General features: G+C 46.5%; 17 protein-coding genes. 14 read left to right on the forward strand and 3 right to left on the reverse strand.

Annotated features, from left to right (window positions below):
* Window positions 1–217: 217 nt before the first annotated feature.
* The 8 genes from infC (at window position 218) to pheT (ending at window position 7561) form a co-directional block, all read left to right on the forward strand.
* A complete protein-coding gene (gene infC, locus MUN34_RS02995) occupies window positions 218–748 on the forward strand; it encodes a translation initiation factor IF-3 (RefSeq protein WP_012371059.1) in 531 nt (176 codons plus the stop codon).
* A gap of 27 nt (window positions 749–775) precedes the next feature.
* Complete coding sequence (gene rpmI, locus MUN34_RS03000; protein WP_012371058.1) at window positions 776–970, forward strand: 50S ribosomal protein L35; 195 nt, start codon at window positions 776–778, stop codon at window positions 968–970.
* 37 nt (window positions 971–1007) lie between these two features.
* Window positions 1008–1367, forward strand: coding sequence for a 50S ribosomal protein L20 (rplT, locus tag MUN34_RS03005; protein ID WP_012371057.1), 360 nt, complete (start codon window positions 1008–1010; stop codon window positions 1365–1367).
* Between the two features lie 116 nt (window positions 1368–1483).
* Complete coding sequence (locus MUN34_RS03010) at window positions 1484–1966, forward strand: dUTP diphosphatase (RefSeq protein ID WP_014970974.1); 483 nt, start codon at window positions 1484–1486, stop codon at window positions 1964–1966.
* A gap of 12 nt (window positions 1967–1978) precedes the next feature.
* Complete coding sequence (locus tag MUN34_RS03015; RefSeq protein ID WP_012371055.1) at window positions 1979–3061, forward strand: M42 family metallopeptidase; 1083 nt, start codon at window positions 1979–1981, stop codon at window positions 3059–3061.
* A gap of 3 nt (window positions 3062–3064) precedes the next feature.
* The gene (locus MUN34_RS03020) at window positions 3065–3820 is read left to right on the forward strand and encodes a TrmH family RNA methyltransferase (RefSeq protein ID WP_026827761.1); all 756 of its coding nucleotides are present in this window, start codon (window positions 3065–3067) and stop codon (window positions 3818–3820) included.
* Window positions 3821–4129: 309 nt separating this feature from the next.
* Window positions 4130–5152 (forward strand): phenylalanine--tRNA ligase subunit alpha, encoded by a 1023-nt coding sequence (gene pheS / locus MUN34_RS03025; protein WP_026827762.1) that lies wholly within the window; start codon window positions 4130–4132, stop codon window positions 5150–5152.
* Between the two features lie 12 nt (window positions 5153–5164).
* Window positions 5165–7561 (forward strand): phenylalanine--tRNA ligase subunit beta, encoded by a 2397-nt coding sequence (gene pheT / locus MUN34_RS03030; RefSeq protein ID WP_026827763.1) that lies wholly within the window; start codon window positions 5165–5167, stop codon window positions 7559–7561.
* Between the two features lie 102 nt (window positions 7562–7663).
* On the opposite strand, the gene MUN34_RS03035 is transcribed toward pheT, so the two are convergent.
* Together MUN34_RS03035 and MUN34_RS03040 are read right to left on the reverse strand one after the other, a co-directional pair.
* On the reverse strand, window positions 7664–8848 hold the full coding sequence (locus MUN34_RS03035; protein WP_247856846.1) for an MFS transporter: 1185 nt from the start codon (window positions 8846–8848) through the stop codon (window positions 7664–7666).
* Window positions 8845–9282: a MarR family winged helix-turn-helix transcriptional regulator gene (locus tag MUN34_RS03040; protein ID WP_026827765.1), complete on the reverse strand. Its 438-nt coding sequence runs from the start codon at window positions 9280–9282 to the stop codon at window positions 8845–8847. The genes MUN34_RS03035 and MUN34_RS03040 overlap by 4 nt, the downstream gene beginning before the upstream one ends.
* A gap of 498 nt (window positions 9283–9780) precedes the next feature.
* Between MUN34_RS03040 and MUN34_RS03045 the strand changes: the two genes are divergently transcribed.
* Window positions 9781–11250: a UDP-N-acetylmuramoyl-L-alanyl-D-glutamate--2,6-diaminopimelate ligase gene (locus MUN34_RS03045; protein ID WP_051525123.1), complete on the forward strand. Its 1470-nt coding sequence runs from the start codon at window positions 9781–9783 to the stop codon at window positions 11248–11250.
* A 17-nt stretch (window positions 11251–11267) separates the two neighbouring features.
* Here MUN34_RS03045 and rnhC read toward each other — a convergent pair whose 3' ends face one another.
* On the reverse strand, window positions 11268–12188 hold the full coding sequence (rnhC, locus tag MUN34_RS03050) for a ribonuclease HIII (RefSeq protein ID WP_247856847.1): 921 nt from the start codon (window positions 12186–12188) through the stop codon (window positions 11268–11270).
* Between the two features lie 119 nt (window positions 12189–12307).
* Here rnhC and zapA point away from each other — a divergent pair, with 119 nt between their 5' ends.
* The 5 genes from zapA to MUN34_RS03075 are packed head-to-tail and all read left to right on the forward strand — an operon-like array spanning window position 12308 to window position 17642.
* Window positions 12308–12544 (forward strand): cell division protein ZapA, encoded by a 237-nt coding sequence (gene zapA / locus MUN34_RS03055; protein WP_012371043.1) that lies wholly within the window; start codon window positions 12308–12310, stop codon window positions 12542–12544.
* 2 nt (window positions 12545–12546) lie between these two features.
* Entirely contained in the window at window positions 12547–13095 is a 549-nt protein-coding gene (locus MUN34_RS03060) for a CvpA family protein (protein ID WP_247856848.1), read from the forward strand.
* A gap of 45 nt (window positions 13096–13140) precedes the next feature.
* A complete protein-coding gene (gene polX / locus MUN34_RS03065) occupies window positions 13141–14856 on the forward strand; it encodes a DNA polymerase/3'-5' exonuclease PolX (protein WP_026827770.1) in 1716 nt (571 codons plus the stop codon).
* The gene (locus MUN34_RS03070; RefSeq protein ID WP_026827771.1) at window positions 14857–17223 is read left to right on the forward strand and encodes an endonuclease MutS2; all 2367 of its coding nucleotides are present in this window, start codon (window positions 14857–14859) and stop codon (window positions 17221–17223) included. It abuts the gene before it with no gap.
* Between the two features lie 11 nt (window positions 17224–17234).
* Window positions 17235–17642 (forward strand): DUF350 domain-containing protein, encoded by a 408-nt coding sequence (locus tag MUN34_RS03075; RefSeq protein WP_012371039.1) that lies wholly within the window; start codon window positions 17235–17237, stop codon window positions 17640–17642.
* Window positions 17643–17703: the final 61 nt, after the last annotated feature.

Consider the following 17703-nt stretch of genomic DNA (forward strand, 5'->3'; position numbering starts at 1 on the left):
TCGAGGGAAAACAAGTGCTATGATAGCAAAGTGAAATGACAACAAAGCAGAAGCATCCCGCTTCTCACCACGTATAGCAAGCTATGCTGGTCCATCATGATGATATGTGATAGTAGAGTGTTCTCTGACTATTGTATACTTTATGAGTGTGGGCGGGAAAAACTGCCGACGCTTTTTTTATAGCGTTTTATATCATTCATTTTTCGTGCTCTGCACGATGGAGGTGCTAACCATTAGCAAAGATCTGTTAATCAATGAAGGCATTCGCGCTCGAGAAGTTCGTCTTATCGGAGCGGATGGTGCTCAACTTGGAGTCCAGTCACGTACAGAAGCGTTACGTTTAGCTGAGGAAGCTGACCTTGACCTCGTCATGGTCGCACCACAAGCGACGCCGCCGGTATGTAAAATCATGGACTACGGTAAATACCGTTTTGAGTTACAAAAAAAGGACAAAGAAACTCGGAAGAATCAGAAAGTGATTCAGATGAAAGAAGTCCGTCTCAGCCCGACGATCGAGGAGAATGACTTCCAAACGAAATTCCGTAATGCGAAGAAATTCTTGGAGAACGGCAACAAAGTGAAAGCGAGTATTCGTTTCCGCGGACGTGCCATCACTCACTCAGAAATCGGTAGACGTGTCCTCGAACGTCTCGCTACAGAATTAAGCGAGTTCGGTGTCATTGAACAGAGACCGAAGATGGAAGGACGCAGCATGTTCCTAGTGCTTGCTCCAAAGAAAGAAGACTAATCGAATCGAAGTAGGAGGGAATCTCTCATGCCTAAAATGAAATCGCACCGCGGTGCTTCTAAGCGTTTCAAACGTACTGCTTCTGGTAAATTGAAACGTGGTCGTGCTTACACAAGCCACTTATTCGGTAACAAATCAACTAAAGCGAAACGTAAATTACGTAAAGCTAGCATGGTATCATCGGGTGACTTTAAACGTATCCGTCACATGATCGCTAAGTAATTTACCCAATCGTACACAGATTTAGGAGGGAATTTATATGCCACGCGTAAAAGGCGGATATACGACTCGTCAACGTCGTAAAAAACAACTCAAATTAGCTAAGGGCTATTACGGCTCGAAACATACACTCTTCAAGGTTGCAAAACAGCAGGTCATGAAATCTCTCATGTATGCTTACCGTGACCGTCGTCAAAAGAAACGTGACTTCCGTCGCCTCTGGATCACTCGGATCAATGCGGCTGCACGTATCAACGGTCTTTCTTACAGCCGCATGATGCATGGTCTTAAATTAGCAGGTATCGACGTTAACCGTAAGATGCTCGCTGACCTCGCAGTTACAGATGCAACTGCATTTGCTTCACTTGCTGACACAGCAAAAGCAAAATTGAACGCTTAAGTTCTACAATTCGTCGGGGAATTTAATTCTCCGACGTTTTTTTTGGATTCATGGTAAAATAAAAAAGCGCATTTTATGGGCTGAGGCAATTTTTTTAGATTAAAAGGAGAATTAAGATGGACTGGTTGACACTTTTTGAAATGCAGGAACAATTGGATAAACGGATTCAGTCAGAACATAATTTGACGGGTAATCAATTTGATGAACGTTTGCTGGCGCTATTAGTGGAGCTTGGTGAGCTTGCGAACGAAACGCGTTGTTTTAAATTCTGGTCGACAAAAGGACCATCGGCTCAAGTCACGATTCTCGAAGAATATGTGGATGGTGTCCATTTTCTACTTTCTTTAGGACTTTCTTTAGATTATCGTAAAAACGAATTTGTCGAAGGTGATTATTATCTGACGGCGACAGACGCGTTTTTGGATGTCTATAATAAGACAAACGTGTTTGCGATTTCACGAACGGAACAAAGTTATGATGTTCTGATTGGTGCTTATCTCGCATTAGGTGCTACACTTGGATTTACACAAGAAATGATTTTCAAAGCTTATGTCGCGAAAAACGAGGCGAATCACGTTCGCCAAGACAACGGTTACTGAGGAGGAAATCAGATGAATGAACAATTACATATGCTGAAACGTCTTACGGACGCAACGGGTGTTCCCGGAAATGAGAAAGAAGTACGTCAATTAATGCGCGAATATCTTGAACCGCATGCAGAAAACTTCCATCAAGATGGATTAGGCAGTTTGTTTGCCGAACGTCAAGGAGCGGGAGAAGATGCACCACGGATTTTGATTGCCGGGCATATGGACGAGGTCGGATTCATGGTCACGAAGATTGATGAGAAAGGATTCCTTCGCTTCCAACCACTCGGTGGATGGTGGGGACAGGTTCTTCTTGCACAGCGTATGAATATTGTCACGTCATCTGGCGAAGTTATTCCAGGTGTGATTGGTGCGAAACCACCTCATGTTTTACCACCGGAAGCGCGCAATAAACCAGTCGATATCAAAGAGATGTTCATCGATATCGGGGCTACTTCGAAAGAAGAAGTCGAGGGTTGGGGAATCCGACCGGGAGATACGGTTGTTCCGCATTGCGAATTTACTGTGATGAAAAATGATAATTTCCTGATGGCAAAAGCATGGGATAACCGTGTGGGTTGCGCCATTGCAATCGAAGCAATCAAACGCTTAAAAGAAGAAGGACACCCGAATACAATCTTTGCCGGTGCTACCGTACAGGAAGAAGTCGGCTTACGCGGTGCTCAAACGATTGCAAACTTGCTTCGCCCGACGATCGCGTTTGCGGTCGACACAGGAATTCCCGGCGACACACCAGGTATGACGGATCGTGAAGCTTTGTCGAAACTTGGAGAAGGCGTTCAAGTCATCCTGTTTGATGCTACGATGATTGCACACCGTGGATTGATTGATTTTGTCACAACTGTTGCTAAAGAAGAAAACATTAAATATCAATTGGATCTGACACCGGGTGGTGGAACGGATGCAGCGAAGTTCCATCTGTCTCATACAGGTGTTCCTTCACTTGCATTGACTGTTCCGATCCGCTACCTGCATACAAATGTTTCAATCATGCATAAAGCAGATTTCGAAGCAGCCGTCGACTTGATCGTCGCGGTAACAAAACGTTTAGATGCAGAGACGGTCCAAGCGATTTACGAGGGGTAAACTATGAAACACATTTCATCTGCAAAAAACGAGATCGTTAAACAATGGAAAAAATTACTGACTAAAAAAGGGCGTCTGCAAACGAAACGTTTCCTGATTGAAGGGGAACATTTAGTCGAAGAAGCTGTCCGCGCTGGCATCATCAAGGAATTGATCGTCCGCGAAGACGTTCAAGTACCGGGTTCGTGGAAGAAGAATGCCGCTGATTTGATCACGATTGATGAATCAGTCGCAAAAGTGCTCTCTGAAACCGAAACGACACAAGGGATTTTTGCTGTCTGTGAGATGAAACAGCAAACTGAACGCTTGGAACGTGGACGTTACCTCTTACTCGACCGTCTTCAGGACCCGGGTAATGTTGGTACGATGATTCGGACAGCAGATGCTGCCGGATTCGACGGAGTAATCATCGGACATGGAACGGTTGATGTCTACAACAGTAAAGTCCTCCGGGCGACACAAGGATCCATCTTCCATTTACCGGTCATCATGATGTCACTTGAAGAAGCCGTTCAAGACTTACATGAACTGGGTGTCTTCATTTTAGGGACTGACTTACGTGGAGCTCAACCTTACACAGATGTTGAGAACCTGGGTGCCATCGGATTGATTATCGGAAACGAAGCGCAAGGTGTTGCTCCCGAGTTGCTTGATCAGTGTGATGGCCGAGCATACATCCCGATTCGCGGAAAAGCAGAGTCCTTAAATGCAGCAGTTGCCGCTGGTATTTTACTGTATCATTTTGCTCCGGCTGATTGAATCAAAGGGACGTTCATGCTAAAGTGAATTACAGCATCATATTTACCTAGACAACGATGGAACAGAGTAGGTTAGAAAACGATTCGATCAGGGAGAGGAAGCCTTAGACTGGGAGCTTCCTTACGAGTCTGCTAGCTGAATTCACTCCGGAGTCGCACGAGAGATCGTGACGGGAGGCGCCCGTTATCGCGCCACTTGAGGACTTGAGGAATTCAGGTTGAACAAGGGTGGTACCACGATTAAATTGAATCGTCCCTTCGGCATTTTGCCGGAGGGACGATTTTTTTATTTGGAAAAGGAGTGAGGAATATGCGCGAACAATTAGAGGCACTGCGCGATGAAGCGCTACAACTGGTCAAGCAGGCAAGTACACAAAAAGAATTAAACGATGTCCGAGTGAAATATCTCGGTAAAAAGGGACCGATTACAGAAGTTCTTCGGGGAATGGGAAAACTTTCGGCAGAAGAACGGCCGGTCGTCGGAGAAATCGCAAATGCCGTCCGAGGTGTGATTCAAACAGAGCTCGAACAACGCCTTGTGGATGTTAAACAACAAGAAATGGATGCGAAATTAGCACTCGAAGCGATTGATGTGACACTTCCTGGTCGTCCGAAACAGGTCGGACAAGCGCATTTACTGCAACAAGTGACAGATGAAATCGAAGATATCTTCGTCGGACTTGGGTATACGATTGCTGAAGGTCCGGAAGTCGAGCAAGACTTATTCAACTTCGAGATGTTGAATTTGCCGAAAGATCATCCGGCCCGTGATATGCAGGATTCGTTTTACATCACGGATGAGATTTTAATGCGCACCCATACATCACCGGTACAAGCGCGGACAATGCTCGCTTCAAAAGGTGAACCGATCCGGATCCTTTGTCCCGGAAAAGTCTATCGCCGGGATGAAGATGATGCGACGCACTCGCACCAATTCATGCAAGTCGAAGGTTTGGTCGTCGGTGAAGAAATTTCAATGGCAGACTTAAAAGGAACACTTGAAGCATTCGTTAAACAAATGTTCGGGGAAGCACGTGAAATTCGTTTACGTCCAAGCTTCTTCCCGTTCACAGAACCATCGGTCGAAGTCGATGTGTCATGTTTCAAATGTGGTGGTAAAGGTTGCAACATTTGTAAGCAGACAGGCTGGATTGAAATTTTAGGAGCAGGTATGGTTCATCCGCATGTGCTCGAAATGGCGGAATATGACAGTACGAAAATGTCTGGCTTCGCCTTCGGAATGGGGATCGAACGAATCGCCATGTTGAAATATGGTGTTGATGATATTCGCCACTTCTATACGAATGACGTTCGCTTCAGCGAACAGTTTTAAGGGGGAAAACAGATGTTAGTCTCAAAACAATGGTTACAGGAATTTGTTGATGTTCGTCATAAGACGGGTCAGGAGTTAGCTGACTTGATTACAAAAAGCGGGATTGAAGTCGAAGGGGTCGAGGTGCGGGACGCTGACTTGAATAATATCGTCGTCGGTCGCGTTCTGACAAAAGAAAAACACCCGGAAGCCGATAAATTAAACGTCACGACGGTCGATATCGGACAAGAAGAGCCGGTTCAAATCGTTTGTGGTGCACCGAATGTCGATGCCGGACAAGATGTCATCGTTGCCCGTGTCGGAGCCCGTCTGCCTGGCATCAAAATCAAACGCGCTAAACTGCGGGGTGTCGTTTCAGAAGGAATGATCTGTTCGCTTGAAGAACTCGGATTCGAGAAAAAATACATCCGTGAAGATGAACAGGATGGTATTCATACGTTCCGTGAACCGGTCACACCGGGGCAGGACGTCCTTGAATTACTTGGAATGCATGATGAGGTACTGGAACTTGGATTGACGCCTAACCGTTCCGATTGTTTGAGTATGTACGGCGTGGCGCACGAAGTCGCAGGAATCCTGAATTCAACGCCGGTCTTCCCGAACGTGGAAGTACCAGAAGGAACGGTATCGACAGAAGTCACCGTTCAACTGGACTCGGAAGCCTGTACATTCTATGCGGCCCGGGAAATTCGTGATATTACAATCGGTGAATCGCCATTATGGTTAAAAAATCGTCTGATCGCGAACGGAATACGTCCGATCAACAATGTCGTCGACATCACGAACTTTGTGTTACTGGAGACGGGACAGCCGTTGCATGCTTTTGATGCAAAAAAATTGGGACAGCAAATCGTCGTGCGCCAGGCAAAATCCGGTGAAACGTTCCAGACGTTAGATGAAGTCGAACGGACACTTGATCCGTCGATGCTCGTCATCACAGATGGCGACCGTCCGGTGGCACTTGCCGGTGTCATGGGGGGAGCGAACACGGAAGTCGATACAGAGACGACTTCAATCGTCCTCGAGTCTGCTTATTTTGCACCGACATCCGTTCGAAAAACAAGCCGTGTCCTAGGTCTTCGTTCGGATTCGAGCTCACGTTTTGAGAAAGGTGTCGATCCGCGTCGTGTCGTGTTAGCGCTTGATCGGGCCGCAATGCTGATTGCGGAACTTGCAGGAGGTACGGTATTATCCGGAACAGTCCAAGCGGGCACACTTCAACTGGAGGATCATTTGATCGAAGGCAGTGTCTCGTATATCAACCACCGTCTTGGTATGGAAATCGAAGGTACTGTCATGAAAGATTTGCTCGAACGTCTTGGTCTTGAGGTCGAGCTGTCAGCAGATGCATTGACAGTCAGTGTACCGACGCGTCGTCAAGATTTAATGATTCCGGCTGATTTAGCGGAAGAGGTCGCCCGTCTTTATGGATATGATGCGTTAACTTCCAGCTTACCGCGGGAAGCGAGTCGCGGTTTCTTACCGAAACGTAACCAGCATCGCCGTAAAATCCGTCATCTTCTTCAAGGCGCGGGTCTTTCACAGGCCATCACGTACTCCTTGACGAGTGAGCAACGCGCAATGCAATTCAACGAACAGCAGGATTTACATCCTGTTAAACTAGCGATGCCGATCAGTGAAGCCCGTTCAACACTCCGGACCTCGTTGATTCCAGGATTGCTTGAAGTCGCACAACACAATGCGGCGCGACAACATGCAGACCTTGCCTATTATGAACTCGGAAGTGTGTATCTGCAACGTGATGCTTCACTTGAGACCTTGCCGCTTGAACAAGAAATGGTGGCAGGAATCATGGTAGGGCTGGCAGAGCAGCATCGAGTTCACGGGACACATGTCAAAGCAGATTTCTTCGTCATGAAAGGAATCGTCGAGACGCTTGCCGAAGCACTTGATGTCGCCTTGACGTATGAAGCTGTAGCGATGCAGTCGATGCATCCAGGTCGGACGGCACGAATTTTCCTTGACGGTGAAGCGATTGGATTTGTCGGACAAGTTCATCCGGGCTTATCGAAAGAAGAATACGGTCTGAAGGAAGTATATGTCTTCGAACTCGATGCGATGGCATTGCACTCAAAAGAAGCACGCGTCTACCAAGAGATTTCACGTTTCCCATCGATGACACGTGATGTCGCGGTTGTATTGAAGCGTGAAGTATCAGCGAGTGAAGTCGAAGCGGTCATCATGCAAGCAGCAGGTCCGCTACTGAAACAAGTGGAACTGTTTGATGTGTATACCGGTGATAATGTCGGAGCTGATCAAAAGTCGTTTGCATTCTCGTTACGGTATCAAAATAAAGAACGGACACTCGTCGATGAAGAAGTCGCGACAGCGCATCAACAAGTAATTGAAGCGCTCCAAGCATCGTTTGAAGCCGAATTACGTTCTTAATCGTGTCATACAGCGTTCAAAATGTACTCAGAAGAAAATGATTACCCGAAAAAGGGAGCTGGATGAATTTACATCCAGCTCCCTTTTGCTATATACAGAAAATCATGAAGCAAGTTCGTGCTCATGCGGGGGGGCATTTCGTCGGTTGAAGATAAAGTAGATGAAACCACTTGTTAGGACGATGGCACTGCAAAATAAAAACATATTCGAGTAGCCGATTTTGGCTGCAAGACCCGACAGTAATAATGCGCCGAGACCAAACCCGCTGTCGTAAGCCAAGAAAAAGGTGGAAATGGCTTTCCCTTTTTGGTGGGGTGCGGCATAGGTCAGCATCACCGTTTGGAGTCCGGGGAAAATCGAAGCTGATCCGATTCCGATGATGAGTGCAGCCAAAAGTAATCCCGGTAACGAAGGGAAAACTCCTAAGAGAATAAAACCGAGACCATAGAGCAGGTAAGAAGGAAATAAAACGAAACCAGGTCCTTTTTGATCAAACCATCTGCCGGCAAGCGGACGGATTGCTACCATGCCAAGAGCGACGATGGCATAAAAGTAAGAGGCATAGGAAATATGACCAATCGAATCCGTATACAGTGAAATAAAAGCCGCTGTACTGGAGATTGCGACACCGGCTAAAACGGTTGCCAGTAATAATAACGGACGAGATAGGAAAAGTGATTGATGAAGCCGGAAGACCCGGGTATTCGGTATATGTTGACTCGTCAACGGCAAACGGATCATCAGAACGAGTGAAACGAATGCAAGCAATGCGACTGTGATGAAATAAAGGAAAAAGGCATCGTGTTGAATCAAACTGAGTCCAATGACCGGTCCGAGAACGGATGCGAGATTCATGGATAAAACAAAGTACCCCATGCCTTCACCTTGGCGGGTTTTCGGAATGAGTGTCGTTACGGCCAAGCTGATGGAAGAAGACAACATTCCGAAACTAAAGCCGTGAAGAATGCGGACGATGATGAGATACAAAAAAGAGTTCAAAGGAAGAACCAATAAATATAAGAGACTCATCGTCGTGAACAATGTTGCTGAAATTAACAGCATCCGTTTGACATCATGCCGGTCAAGCCAATGACCAATTAATGGTCGGGAACAGACAGTTGCTAAAATGAAGCTGGTTACGACCCAGCCAAGTGCAGCTTGTGACACATCAAATTGTTTAGCAGCAAGTAACGGAAGTGAAGCATTGAGTAAATAAAACGTAATGAATAACAACAGGTTAATCAATAAAGTCAGCACGTAATGACGATGGAATAAACGGTTTTTCAAAGCAAATCCTCCTGTTCATCTGGACGGTGTATTGCAAGTAATTGTGTCATCACCGCTGCAATGATGGTCTGATCTTCGAGTGAAACAGATTGCAGAAATGCGAGATGAGCTGACTGGACGGCTTGATCGATTTCACGATAAGAGTGACGTGCGGAAGGTGTTAAAGTAACTAAACGTTTACGCCCAGAACCCGTTCGCGTGATGAAGCCCAACTCTTCAAGACGAGCGACTGCTTTTGTGACAGCGGGTTTTTCAATGACCAGGTATTTGGATAAGGCCACTTGCGAAACGGGTTCGAGAATGGCGACGGCTTTTATCAAACCCCATTGCCCGGTGTGTAGCGAAAAAGGAAGAAGCGCGGCATCGATATCACGTTTGGCCAGGCGTGCTACTTTGGATAGTTGACCTAGCAAATCTTCTTGGAACGTGGTCATACAAAAAACCTCCTATAAGTTAACTAGTTAACTTATAGGAGTATATCGAATGGATGACGCAATGACAAGTTATTTTTCTGAAGAGAGCGGAAGGATTACTTGAAATATAATCCGGATGATTTTGAGCCGTTGATTTTCGCAGTGATCTTATGTCTAACGTATTGTAGTGTTAACCGCATTAAATGAAGGATTTGAAAATTTTTAATGCCAAAATGATAGGTTATTAAAAAATAAAACGTTATAGCTTGCTGCAAATAGGGTACTTTTACGAAAAGAGAGCTGTTCTTCAATATTGGCCTGAATTTGTCGGAGAATCCCTTTGATTCTAGGTAACAATACATGTTAAAAAAGTCGGAGATATAATCTTCCATTACTTAGTTGTACCATCATCACCTGAAGTTTAACTGAAGATAAAACGACCTATGCGCTTTTTTAAAGACAAAACTGGTCAGAATAATGTCACCGTTCGCTTAAACTTAGGAGGAGAGAACATACATCATGAATCGTCCATATAAACATCTGTCAGAATTAATTGCCCCATTCCGGCTTACATGTAAAGAAAATCCCTCCATCACGAGTATCGAAACAGACTCACGTGGAGTGACGAAGGGTAGTCTGTTTATTTGTGTAAGAGGATATACCGTCGATGGTCACCAGTACGCCGAAGAGGCCGTTGCGAACGGGGCCGTTGCGATTTTAGCAGAAGAACCACTCCATGGATTAACCGTTCCGGTCATCGTGTTACAGGATACAAAACACGCTGCAGGAAAAGTGGCGGATCTGTTTTATGATCATCCGAGTCAAAAATTGCGGGTTTACGGTATAACGGGTACGAACGGGAAGACAACGACCACAAAACTGACCTATGATTTGTTTCGATCAGCCGGACATAAGGCAGGAATGATCAGTACGATTGGATCGATGATTGACGGGGAGATGATTGATACACCGAATACGACGCCGGAAGCCATCATTCTACACCGTCTGTTACATCAAATGGTTGAGCAAGGTGTCACGGATTGTATACTCGAAGTTTCTTCTCATGCTTTGATGGAAGGGCGTACAGAAGGGATCCGGTTTCATGCAGCGGCGTTTACGAATCTGACACATGATCATCTCGACTATCATGCCTCGATGGAAGAATACGCGGAGGCGAAGGCCTTGTTGTTCAAACAAGTGGCAACGAGCGGTGGTCAGGCAATTGTTCTTAATGAAGACGATCCAGCGAGCCGAGTGATGGCAGAAGCAGCGGAAGGAGTACCTGTCATCTGGTATACGACAGATGCTCTCTCTGAAGCACCGATTACGGTAGAATGGAAAGAAAAAACAGTCAGTGTTCGAATTGACGGAACAGTAACCGAGGTTCCAGTCTTTCTTCTTGGTGATTTCAATGCTGCGAATCTTGCTGCGGCAATCGGACTGATGCAAGCCGGTGAAGTCAATATGTATCAATTGATTCGACACATTCCGGAACTTCGTTTGCCAAAAGGACGTTTGGAACAGATTCCGTTCGAAGGGTGTGAAGTATACATTGATTATGCGCATACACCGGATGGACTGGAGAAATGTCTGAAATCATTATCTCTTCCAGGTGAACCCTTATATCTGGTATTGAGTGCAGCAGGTGAACGGGATCGTTCGAAACGAGCGGTGATGGGGCGGATTGCCAGTCAGTATTGTGACGGAATCATCGTGACGGTACATGACCCAAGGCTTGAAAATCCACAGCAAATCATTAAAGAGCTTCTGACAGACATTGCTCCACGGAAAATCATTACGTGTCATGAGTCACGAAAAGAAGCGCTCCAGATTGCGGCAAAGATTGCATTAGCCGGGAAGCGGATGGTCATCGTCGGTAAAGGACATGAACGGTTTGAACAGATTGGAACTGAGCATGTTCCGTTTGATGAAGTCAAGATTTTAACGGATGAACTGATTCGATTATCCGGTCAAGAGTCTGCCATGTGAAAAACCGACCACTTGTATCATGGTCGGTTTCTTTTCTTAGCTAAATCTTCTGCTTTTTTTGTATTGGCGAAATGATATTTTGTCCATTCTTGTAAGCGTTCTGGTCCATATTTTAACAACAGGGAAGCAGCGACCTGGTCGACTTTCGCACCGGCGCCTTTAGGAATTTCCGTCCCGGTCTGTCGGCTCAATTGATCCATTTCTTTCAGAAAGATAGCTCGTGCCAGGATGGAGGCTGCAGCGACAGCGACATGTAATCCTTCTGCTTTCGTCGAAAAATAGACATTGTCTTTGACTTGTTTTGTTTCTCCGGAAAGATGTTTGTAATAGGTCGCTTTTTCAGCAAATTGATCAATCAAGATCGCTTGCGGCGGCGCTTCCAGTTGAGCGAGTAATCCATTGAGCGCCGCATTATGAAGCAGGGCGGTCATTTTGCCTTGTGTCATCGTCCGTTGCATTTGATTGTAATCCGGATTATGCAGGATACGGTATTCATAAGGAATGACAGCATGCAAATCACGCGCAATCGAACGGATTTCCGGATCAGAGACATTTTTAGAGTCGCGGACCCCGAGCTCACGGACCAGTTCAATTTTTGTGCTGTCGACATAAGCGGCAACGACGACTAAAGGACCAAAAAAGTCACCTTTTCCGACTTCGTCACTGCCGACGACCGACCAGTTGGCGAATCCTTCGGGTAAAGAGGCACTTGCTGTCGAAGCGGTTTTTTTTGCCGCAGGCGAACCATATCGGGCAGCGACAGCTTCCGCCTCCTGTCCTTGAAACATGACCTTTCCTGAATTATAGACGGTCAAAATACATCCGGTCGTTCGGGCGGCGAAACGTGCATACGGAGGAGGAGAGACTTGATGACGTCCAAAATCCGAAATGACGGTTTCTTGTTTTTCTTTTGTTAACTTTAAAACGACTGTTCCCATGGCTTAATCACCCTTTCGGAAATAAGCATACCATCCTTAAGTCGGATGGTGGACTTCTTTTCCTATTTCAAAAATGATGGTACTATATGAATGAAGCAAAGTATGAGGAGGACAGGAAAATGGCTGATTCAGAAGGGTTGAACCGGACGACGATTCATATTGCAGGAAACGATTATACGATTGTCGGAACGGAGTCACCTGAACATGTACGCGAAGTGGGTCTCCTCGTGGATACAAAAATTCGTGAAATCAGAGACCAGGCACCACAACTCGACGTTCGACAAATTGCTGTCTTGGCAGCTCTCAATATCGGTAGTGATTATGTCAAAATCAAAAAGAATTTGGGTGAACTTTAAACATGATTTCTCTTGTTATCTTATTGTTTTTAGCTTTAGGTACGATGACGGGCGTCCGTCGGGGTGTTGTGTTACAGGCGGGTCATTTGTTGAGCTTACTCATCTCGTTTATCGTCGCGCTATCATTTTACGATGAACTGGCCGAGAAGTTTAAGTTATGGATTCCCTATCCGTCGACACTAGATGATGCGGGCATCGATTTGACGATGTTCTCGATCCCGAGTTCAGTCGGTTTGGATGAAGTGTTTTATAAAGCCTTTTGGTTCATCGTCCTGTTTTTTGTGACTAAAATCGTGTTATCGATCATCATTGCGATGTTTGATTCGCTGACGAATATTCCGGTTCTCAAGCAGGTAAAAGGTCTATTGGGTGGAGTATTCGGATTCATCGAGATGTACATCTTCATCTTCTTGATTTTGTTCTTGGCCGCTTTTGCGCCGATTCAGTCGATTCAGGATGCCATTGCGAATTCGAGTCTGGCCTCGTTTATGATTCAACATACACCAGTGCTTGCCGATTGGTTGATGCAAAAAGTCGGTTTGATAAAATAACGTGCTCCCGTTGAATGGGAGCTTTTTTTGAGGGGAGAATTGAACATGCGGACGACACAAGATGCGATTCGACATTTAGAAAGAATTTCAGTTTATCTCGAAGTAAAAGGCGAAAATCCATTTAAAATCAATGCATTTCGAAAGGCAGCGAGTCTGCTCGAAGCGGCAGAACTGGATTTTATGGCAATTGAAGATTTTACAGCGATGAAAGGAATCGGTAAAGGTACGGCCACGGTCCTTGAAGAATTTCGTGAAACCGGAACGAGTACAGCCTTAACAGAACTCGAACAACAGGTACCGGAAGGATTAATCGCCTTACTGAAGATTCCTGGACTTGGCGGGAAGAAATTAGCGAAGCTGCATGAAGTCGGGGTCATTGATGCAGATTCCTTCGCTGAGAAACTGGCGGATGGTACAGTGGAAGCAATGCCAGGCTTCGGAAAAAAGACTGTCGAAAAATACAGTAAGGCACTGGAAACGTTCGAGACACGACCAGAACGATTACCGTATGGTGTCATGCGCAAAAGTGTCAGTGAACTGGAGCGGACATTAGCCGGTATCGACCAAATCATTCGTTTTGAAGTCGGAGGTAGTTTCCGACGGGCGGAAGAAACGTGTAAGGATCTCGATTTCATCATCTCAACGGATCAGCCAAAAGAAGTGAAGGCACAGTTGCTTGAAATTGAACAAATCGATGAAATCATTGCTGCCGGGGAAACGAAGGTCTCGATTGTCCTCAAACGAGATGATGCATACATTGCGGTTGATTTCCGATTAGTGGATGATTTGGCGTTTGCTTCGACATTACATCACTTTACAGGCTCGAAAGATCATAATGTCCGGATGCGGCAACTGGCGAAAGAACGCGGCGAAAGCATCTCCGAGTACGGTGTCGAAACCAAGGACGGTCTGTTCCAACCGAAAACGGAACAGGAACTGTTTGCCCGTTATGATTTGCCGTTCATCCCGCCAGAACTGCGGGCAGGTCGTCTGGAGTTCGAAGCGAATTTAGACACGTTGATTCAAGAGACGGATATCCAAGCCGATGTCCATATGCATACGACATGGTCGGACGGTACATTGTCCGTCGATGAGCTCGTCGACGCCTGTGCGGCGCGGGGATATTCCTGGATGGCCATTACCGATCACAGTAAATATATGAAATTCGTTAATGGATTGACGGAAGAACGATTGCGGAAACAGCGTGTCGAAATTGAAGCAGCACGGGAGAAACATCCGGAGATGACGATTTTATGCGGTGTCGAGATGGATATTTTACCGGATGGCTCACTGGATTACGACGATGATTTTTTACAAGAGATGGACTATGTCATCGCCTCGATTCATTCCAAGTTTGATCAGACAGAAGAGGAAATCATGCAACGGCTTGAAAATGCCTGCCGCAATCCCTATGTCTCCTTGATTGCTCATCCGACCGGACGGATCATCGGACGCCGGGACGGATATGCGGTCAACATCGATCGATTGGTCGAGCTGGCTGCTGAAACCGGAACGGCACTGGAGATGAATGCAAATCCCGGACGGTTTGATTTAACTGCCTCGTCTCTTGCAAAAGCGAAAGCGGCTGGAGTCAAACTGATGATCAATACCGATACCCATCGTCCGGAAATGTTAGAAGATATGAAACTTGGTGTCCTGCATGCACGTAAAGCATATTTGGAACCATCCGATGTCATCAATACGTGGACTGCAAAAGAAGCGCGGGCTTTTTTTGATCGAAAACGTTTAGGAGTGAAGTAAATGAATGCCAATGCACTACGTGTATTAGAATACGATAAACTAAAAGAACTACTCGCAAAACAGACAGCCAGTTCACTTGGCGCCCAATTCGTGCGGAAGATGGAGCCGGCAGAAGATTTCGAACAGGTGAAAGCATTGCTCGCTTTGACGACAGAAGCGACGACAGTCTATCGACTGCGCGACCGTTATCCATTTGGTGGACTGACGGATGTCCGCAGTGAGGTGAAACGGGCGGAAATCGGCTCGGTCCTCTCGACAAGTGAGTTACTTGCGGTTGCAGACGTCGTTTATTCCGGACGTCAAGTGAAGGCCTTCCAGGAACGTCTGCATGAAGATCACCCGGATTTGCGGTTACCGGCACTGGACAGCAGAATCGAACAGATTACGAAACTGGTGGAAATCGAACAAGGTATTCGTCATGCGATCGATGATCAAGGGACGGTTCAAGACTCGGCAAGCGATAAGCTGCGGTCCTTACGGAGTCAATTACGCTCCCTTGAAGGGCAAGTTCGCTCGAAAATCGACGGCGTATTGCGCAGTAAGTCGAAGATGTTATCTGATGCCATCGTGACGATGCGCAATGATCGTTATTGTGTACCGGTCAAACAGGAGTACCGTCAAGCTTTTGGCGGCATCGTCCATGACCAATCGGCGTCCGGGGCGACGTTATTCATCGAACCGCAAGCCGTCGTTGCAGCCAACAATGAAATTCAGGAGGCACGCCTTAAAGAACGTGCGGAAATCGAACGGATTTTAGCCCAACTTTCAGCGCTCGTCGGCTCGGTCGGCGATTCGCTTCGAATCAATGTCGACGTCTTGGCGGAGCTCGATTTCATTATGGCAAAAGCCTTATACGGACATACGATCCGTGCTGTTGAACCACGATTAAATGAAAATCGGCATATCGTCTTGAAAGAAGCACGGCATCCGTTCATTCCAGACGATGAAGTCGTTCCGATTACCGTATCACTCGGCGGAGAATTCACCTCACTCGTCATCACCGGACCGAATACCGGCGGGAAAACCGTCACACTGAAAACGATTGGATTACTGCAATTGATGGTTCAATCCGGTTTATACGTTCCGGCAGCGGACGAGACGGAGCTGAGTGTCTTTGATGCGATTTATGCCGACATCGGAGATGAACAGTCCATTGAACAGAACTTGTCGACCTTCAGTTCCCATATGACGAACATCGTTTCAATGATGGGCAAAATTGATTTCATGAGTCTTGTTCTGTTTGATGAGCTCGGAGCCGGAACGGATCCGACAGAAGGGGCGGCACTTGCGATTGCCATCTTGGATGAAGTGAAACGACGCGGCGCACGTGTTGCTGCAACGACTCACTATTCGGAGCTGAAAGCATACGGCTACAACCGGGAAGGTGTCGTTAACGCCTCGATGGAGTTTGATGTTGAGTCGCTCAGTCCGACGTACCGCTTACTGATCGGTGTACCGGGACGTTCGAATGCCTTTGAAATTTCGAAACGACTCGGGCTAGAGGACCGCGTCATCGATGCGGCCCGTGATCAAGTCGGAACGGATGCGCAGTCCGTCGAAACGATGATCGGACGACTCGAGGAAGCGAAACAACGTGCTGAATCCTTGGAGCGGGAATTGTTGCAGGAGCAACAACGATTGGTGGAAGAACGGGAAGAATTCGAGCGGGAACAAGCTGAAATTCATCAAGAGAAAAACGAAATTTTAGCAAAAGCAGAAGAAAAGGCAACGCGTGCCGTCGAACGGGCACAAAAAGAAGCAGAAGCCGTCATCAAGCGTCTGAAAGAATTACGTGACGCAGGAGCTGTCAAAGAGCATGAACTGATTGAAGCCCGGAAACAGCTGGAGCAAGCGAAACCTTCGTTACAAGATCAACGGATTGCCAAGGTCAAAGCAAAAACGAACCAGGCTCCGGTATTTGCAAAAGGCGAAGAGGTAAAAGTGACGACATTTAACCAAAAAGGATACATCATCAATCAAAATTCGAATGGTGAATACACGGTTCAAGTCGGAATCATGAAAGTGAACGTCAAGCCGGGTGATCTGGCCAAAGTCGGTGAAGCTAAAACAGCTTCGAAAACTAAAAAACGATCCGGTGGAACGAGTATTACGAAACAATCCGCTGCTTCAGCCGAACTGGACTTACGCGGTGTCCGTGTCGAGGAAGGGCTGGCCAAGCTCGATCGGTTCATGGATCAGGCTTTACTGTCCAACTACGAACAGATACGTGTCATCCATGGTCTCGGGACGGGAGCAATGCGTCAAGGAGTACAAGAATATCTACGTGGCAACCGTCATGTCAAAACGCATCGCTTAGGCGGTCAAGGTGAAGGTGGACATGGCGTAACGATCATCGAATTGAAATGAGGCGCGGATAGGTGAATATTTTTGAAAACGTCTATGTCTACACGACAGCTTTGTATTCGGTTGCGGGACTGTTGATCATCATGGGTCTGGCACTTTTTGAGTTGACAACCCGGTACCGAAACTGGGAACATATCAAGAGTGGAAACATCGCCGTTGCGCTTGCGACCGGCGGTAAGATCATTGGTCTGGCAAATATCGTGCATTTTGCCGTTCAAAGTGAACAGCGTGTCGGAGCAATCTTTTTAGAAAGTGCCTTCGGATTTTTACTGTTGATTTCGACCTATTGGATTTTTGAATTCTTGACTCCGAATCTTCCGGTTGATCGGGAGATCGAAAAAGGAAATATCGCTGTCGGTATCATCTCCTGTTCGTTATCGATCGGGATGTCTTATGTGATCGGTTCAGCGTTAGTGGGGTGAACAGGTGTTAGAACGATTAGCAAAAATCATGTTCGGCGTATCGATTGCCTTTTTGGTCGTC

The organism is Exiguobacterium sp. 17-1, assembly GCF_023096305.1.
Taxonomy (GTDB): domain Bacteria; phylum Bacillota; class Bacilli; order Exiguobacteriales; family Exiguobacteriaceae; genus Exiguobacterium_A; species Exiguobacterium_A sibiricum_A.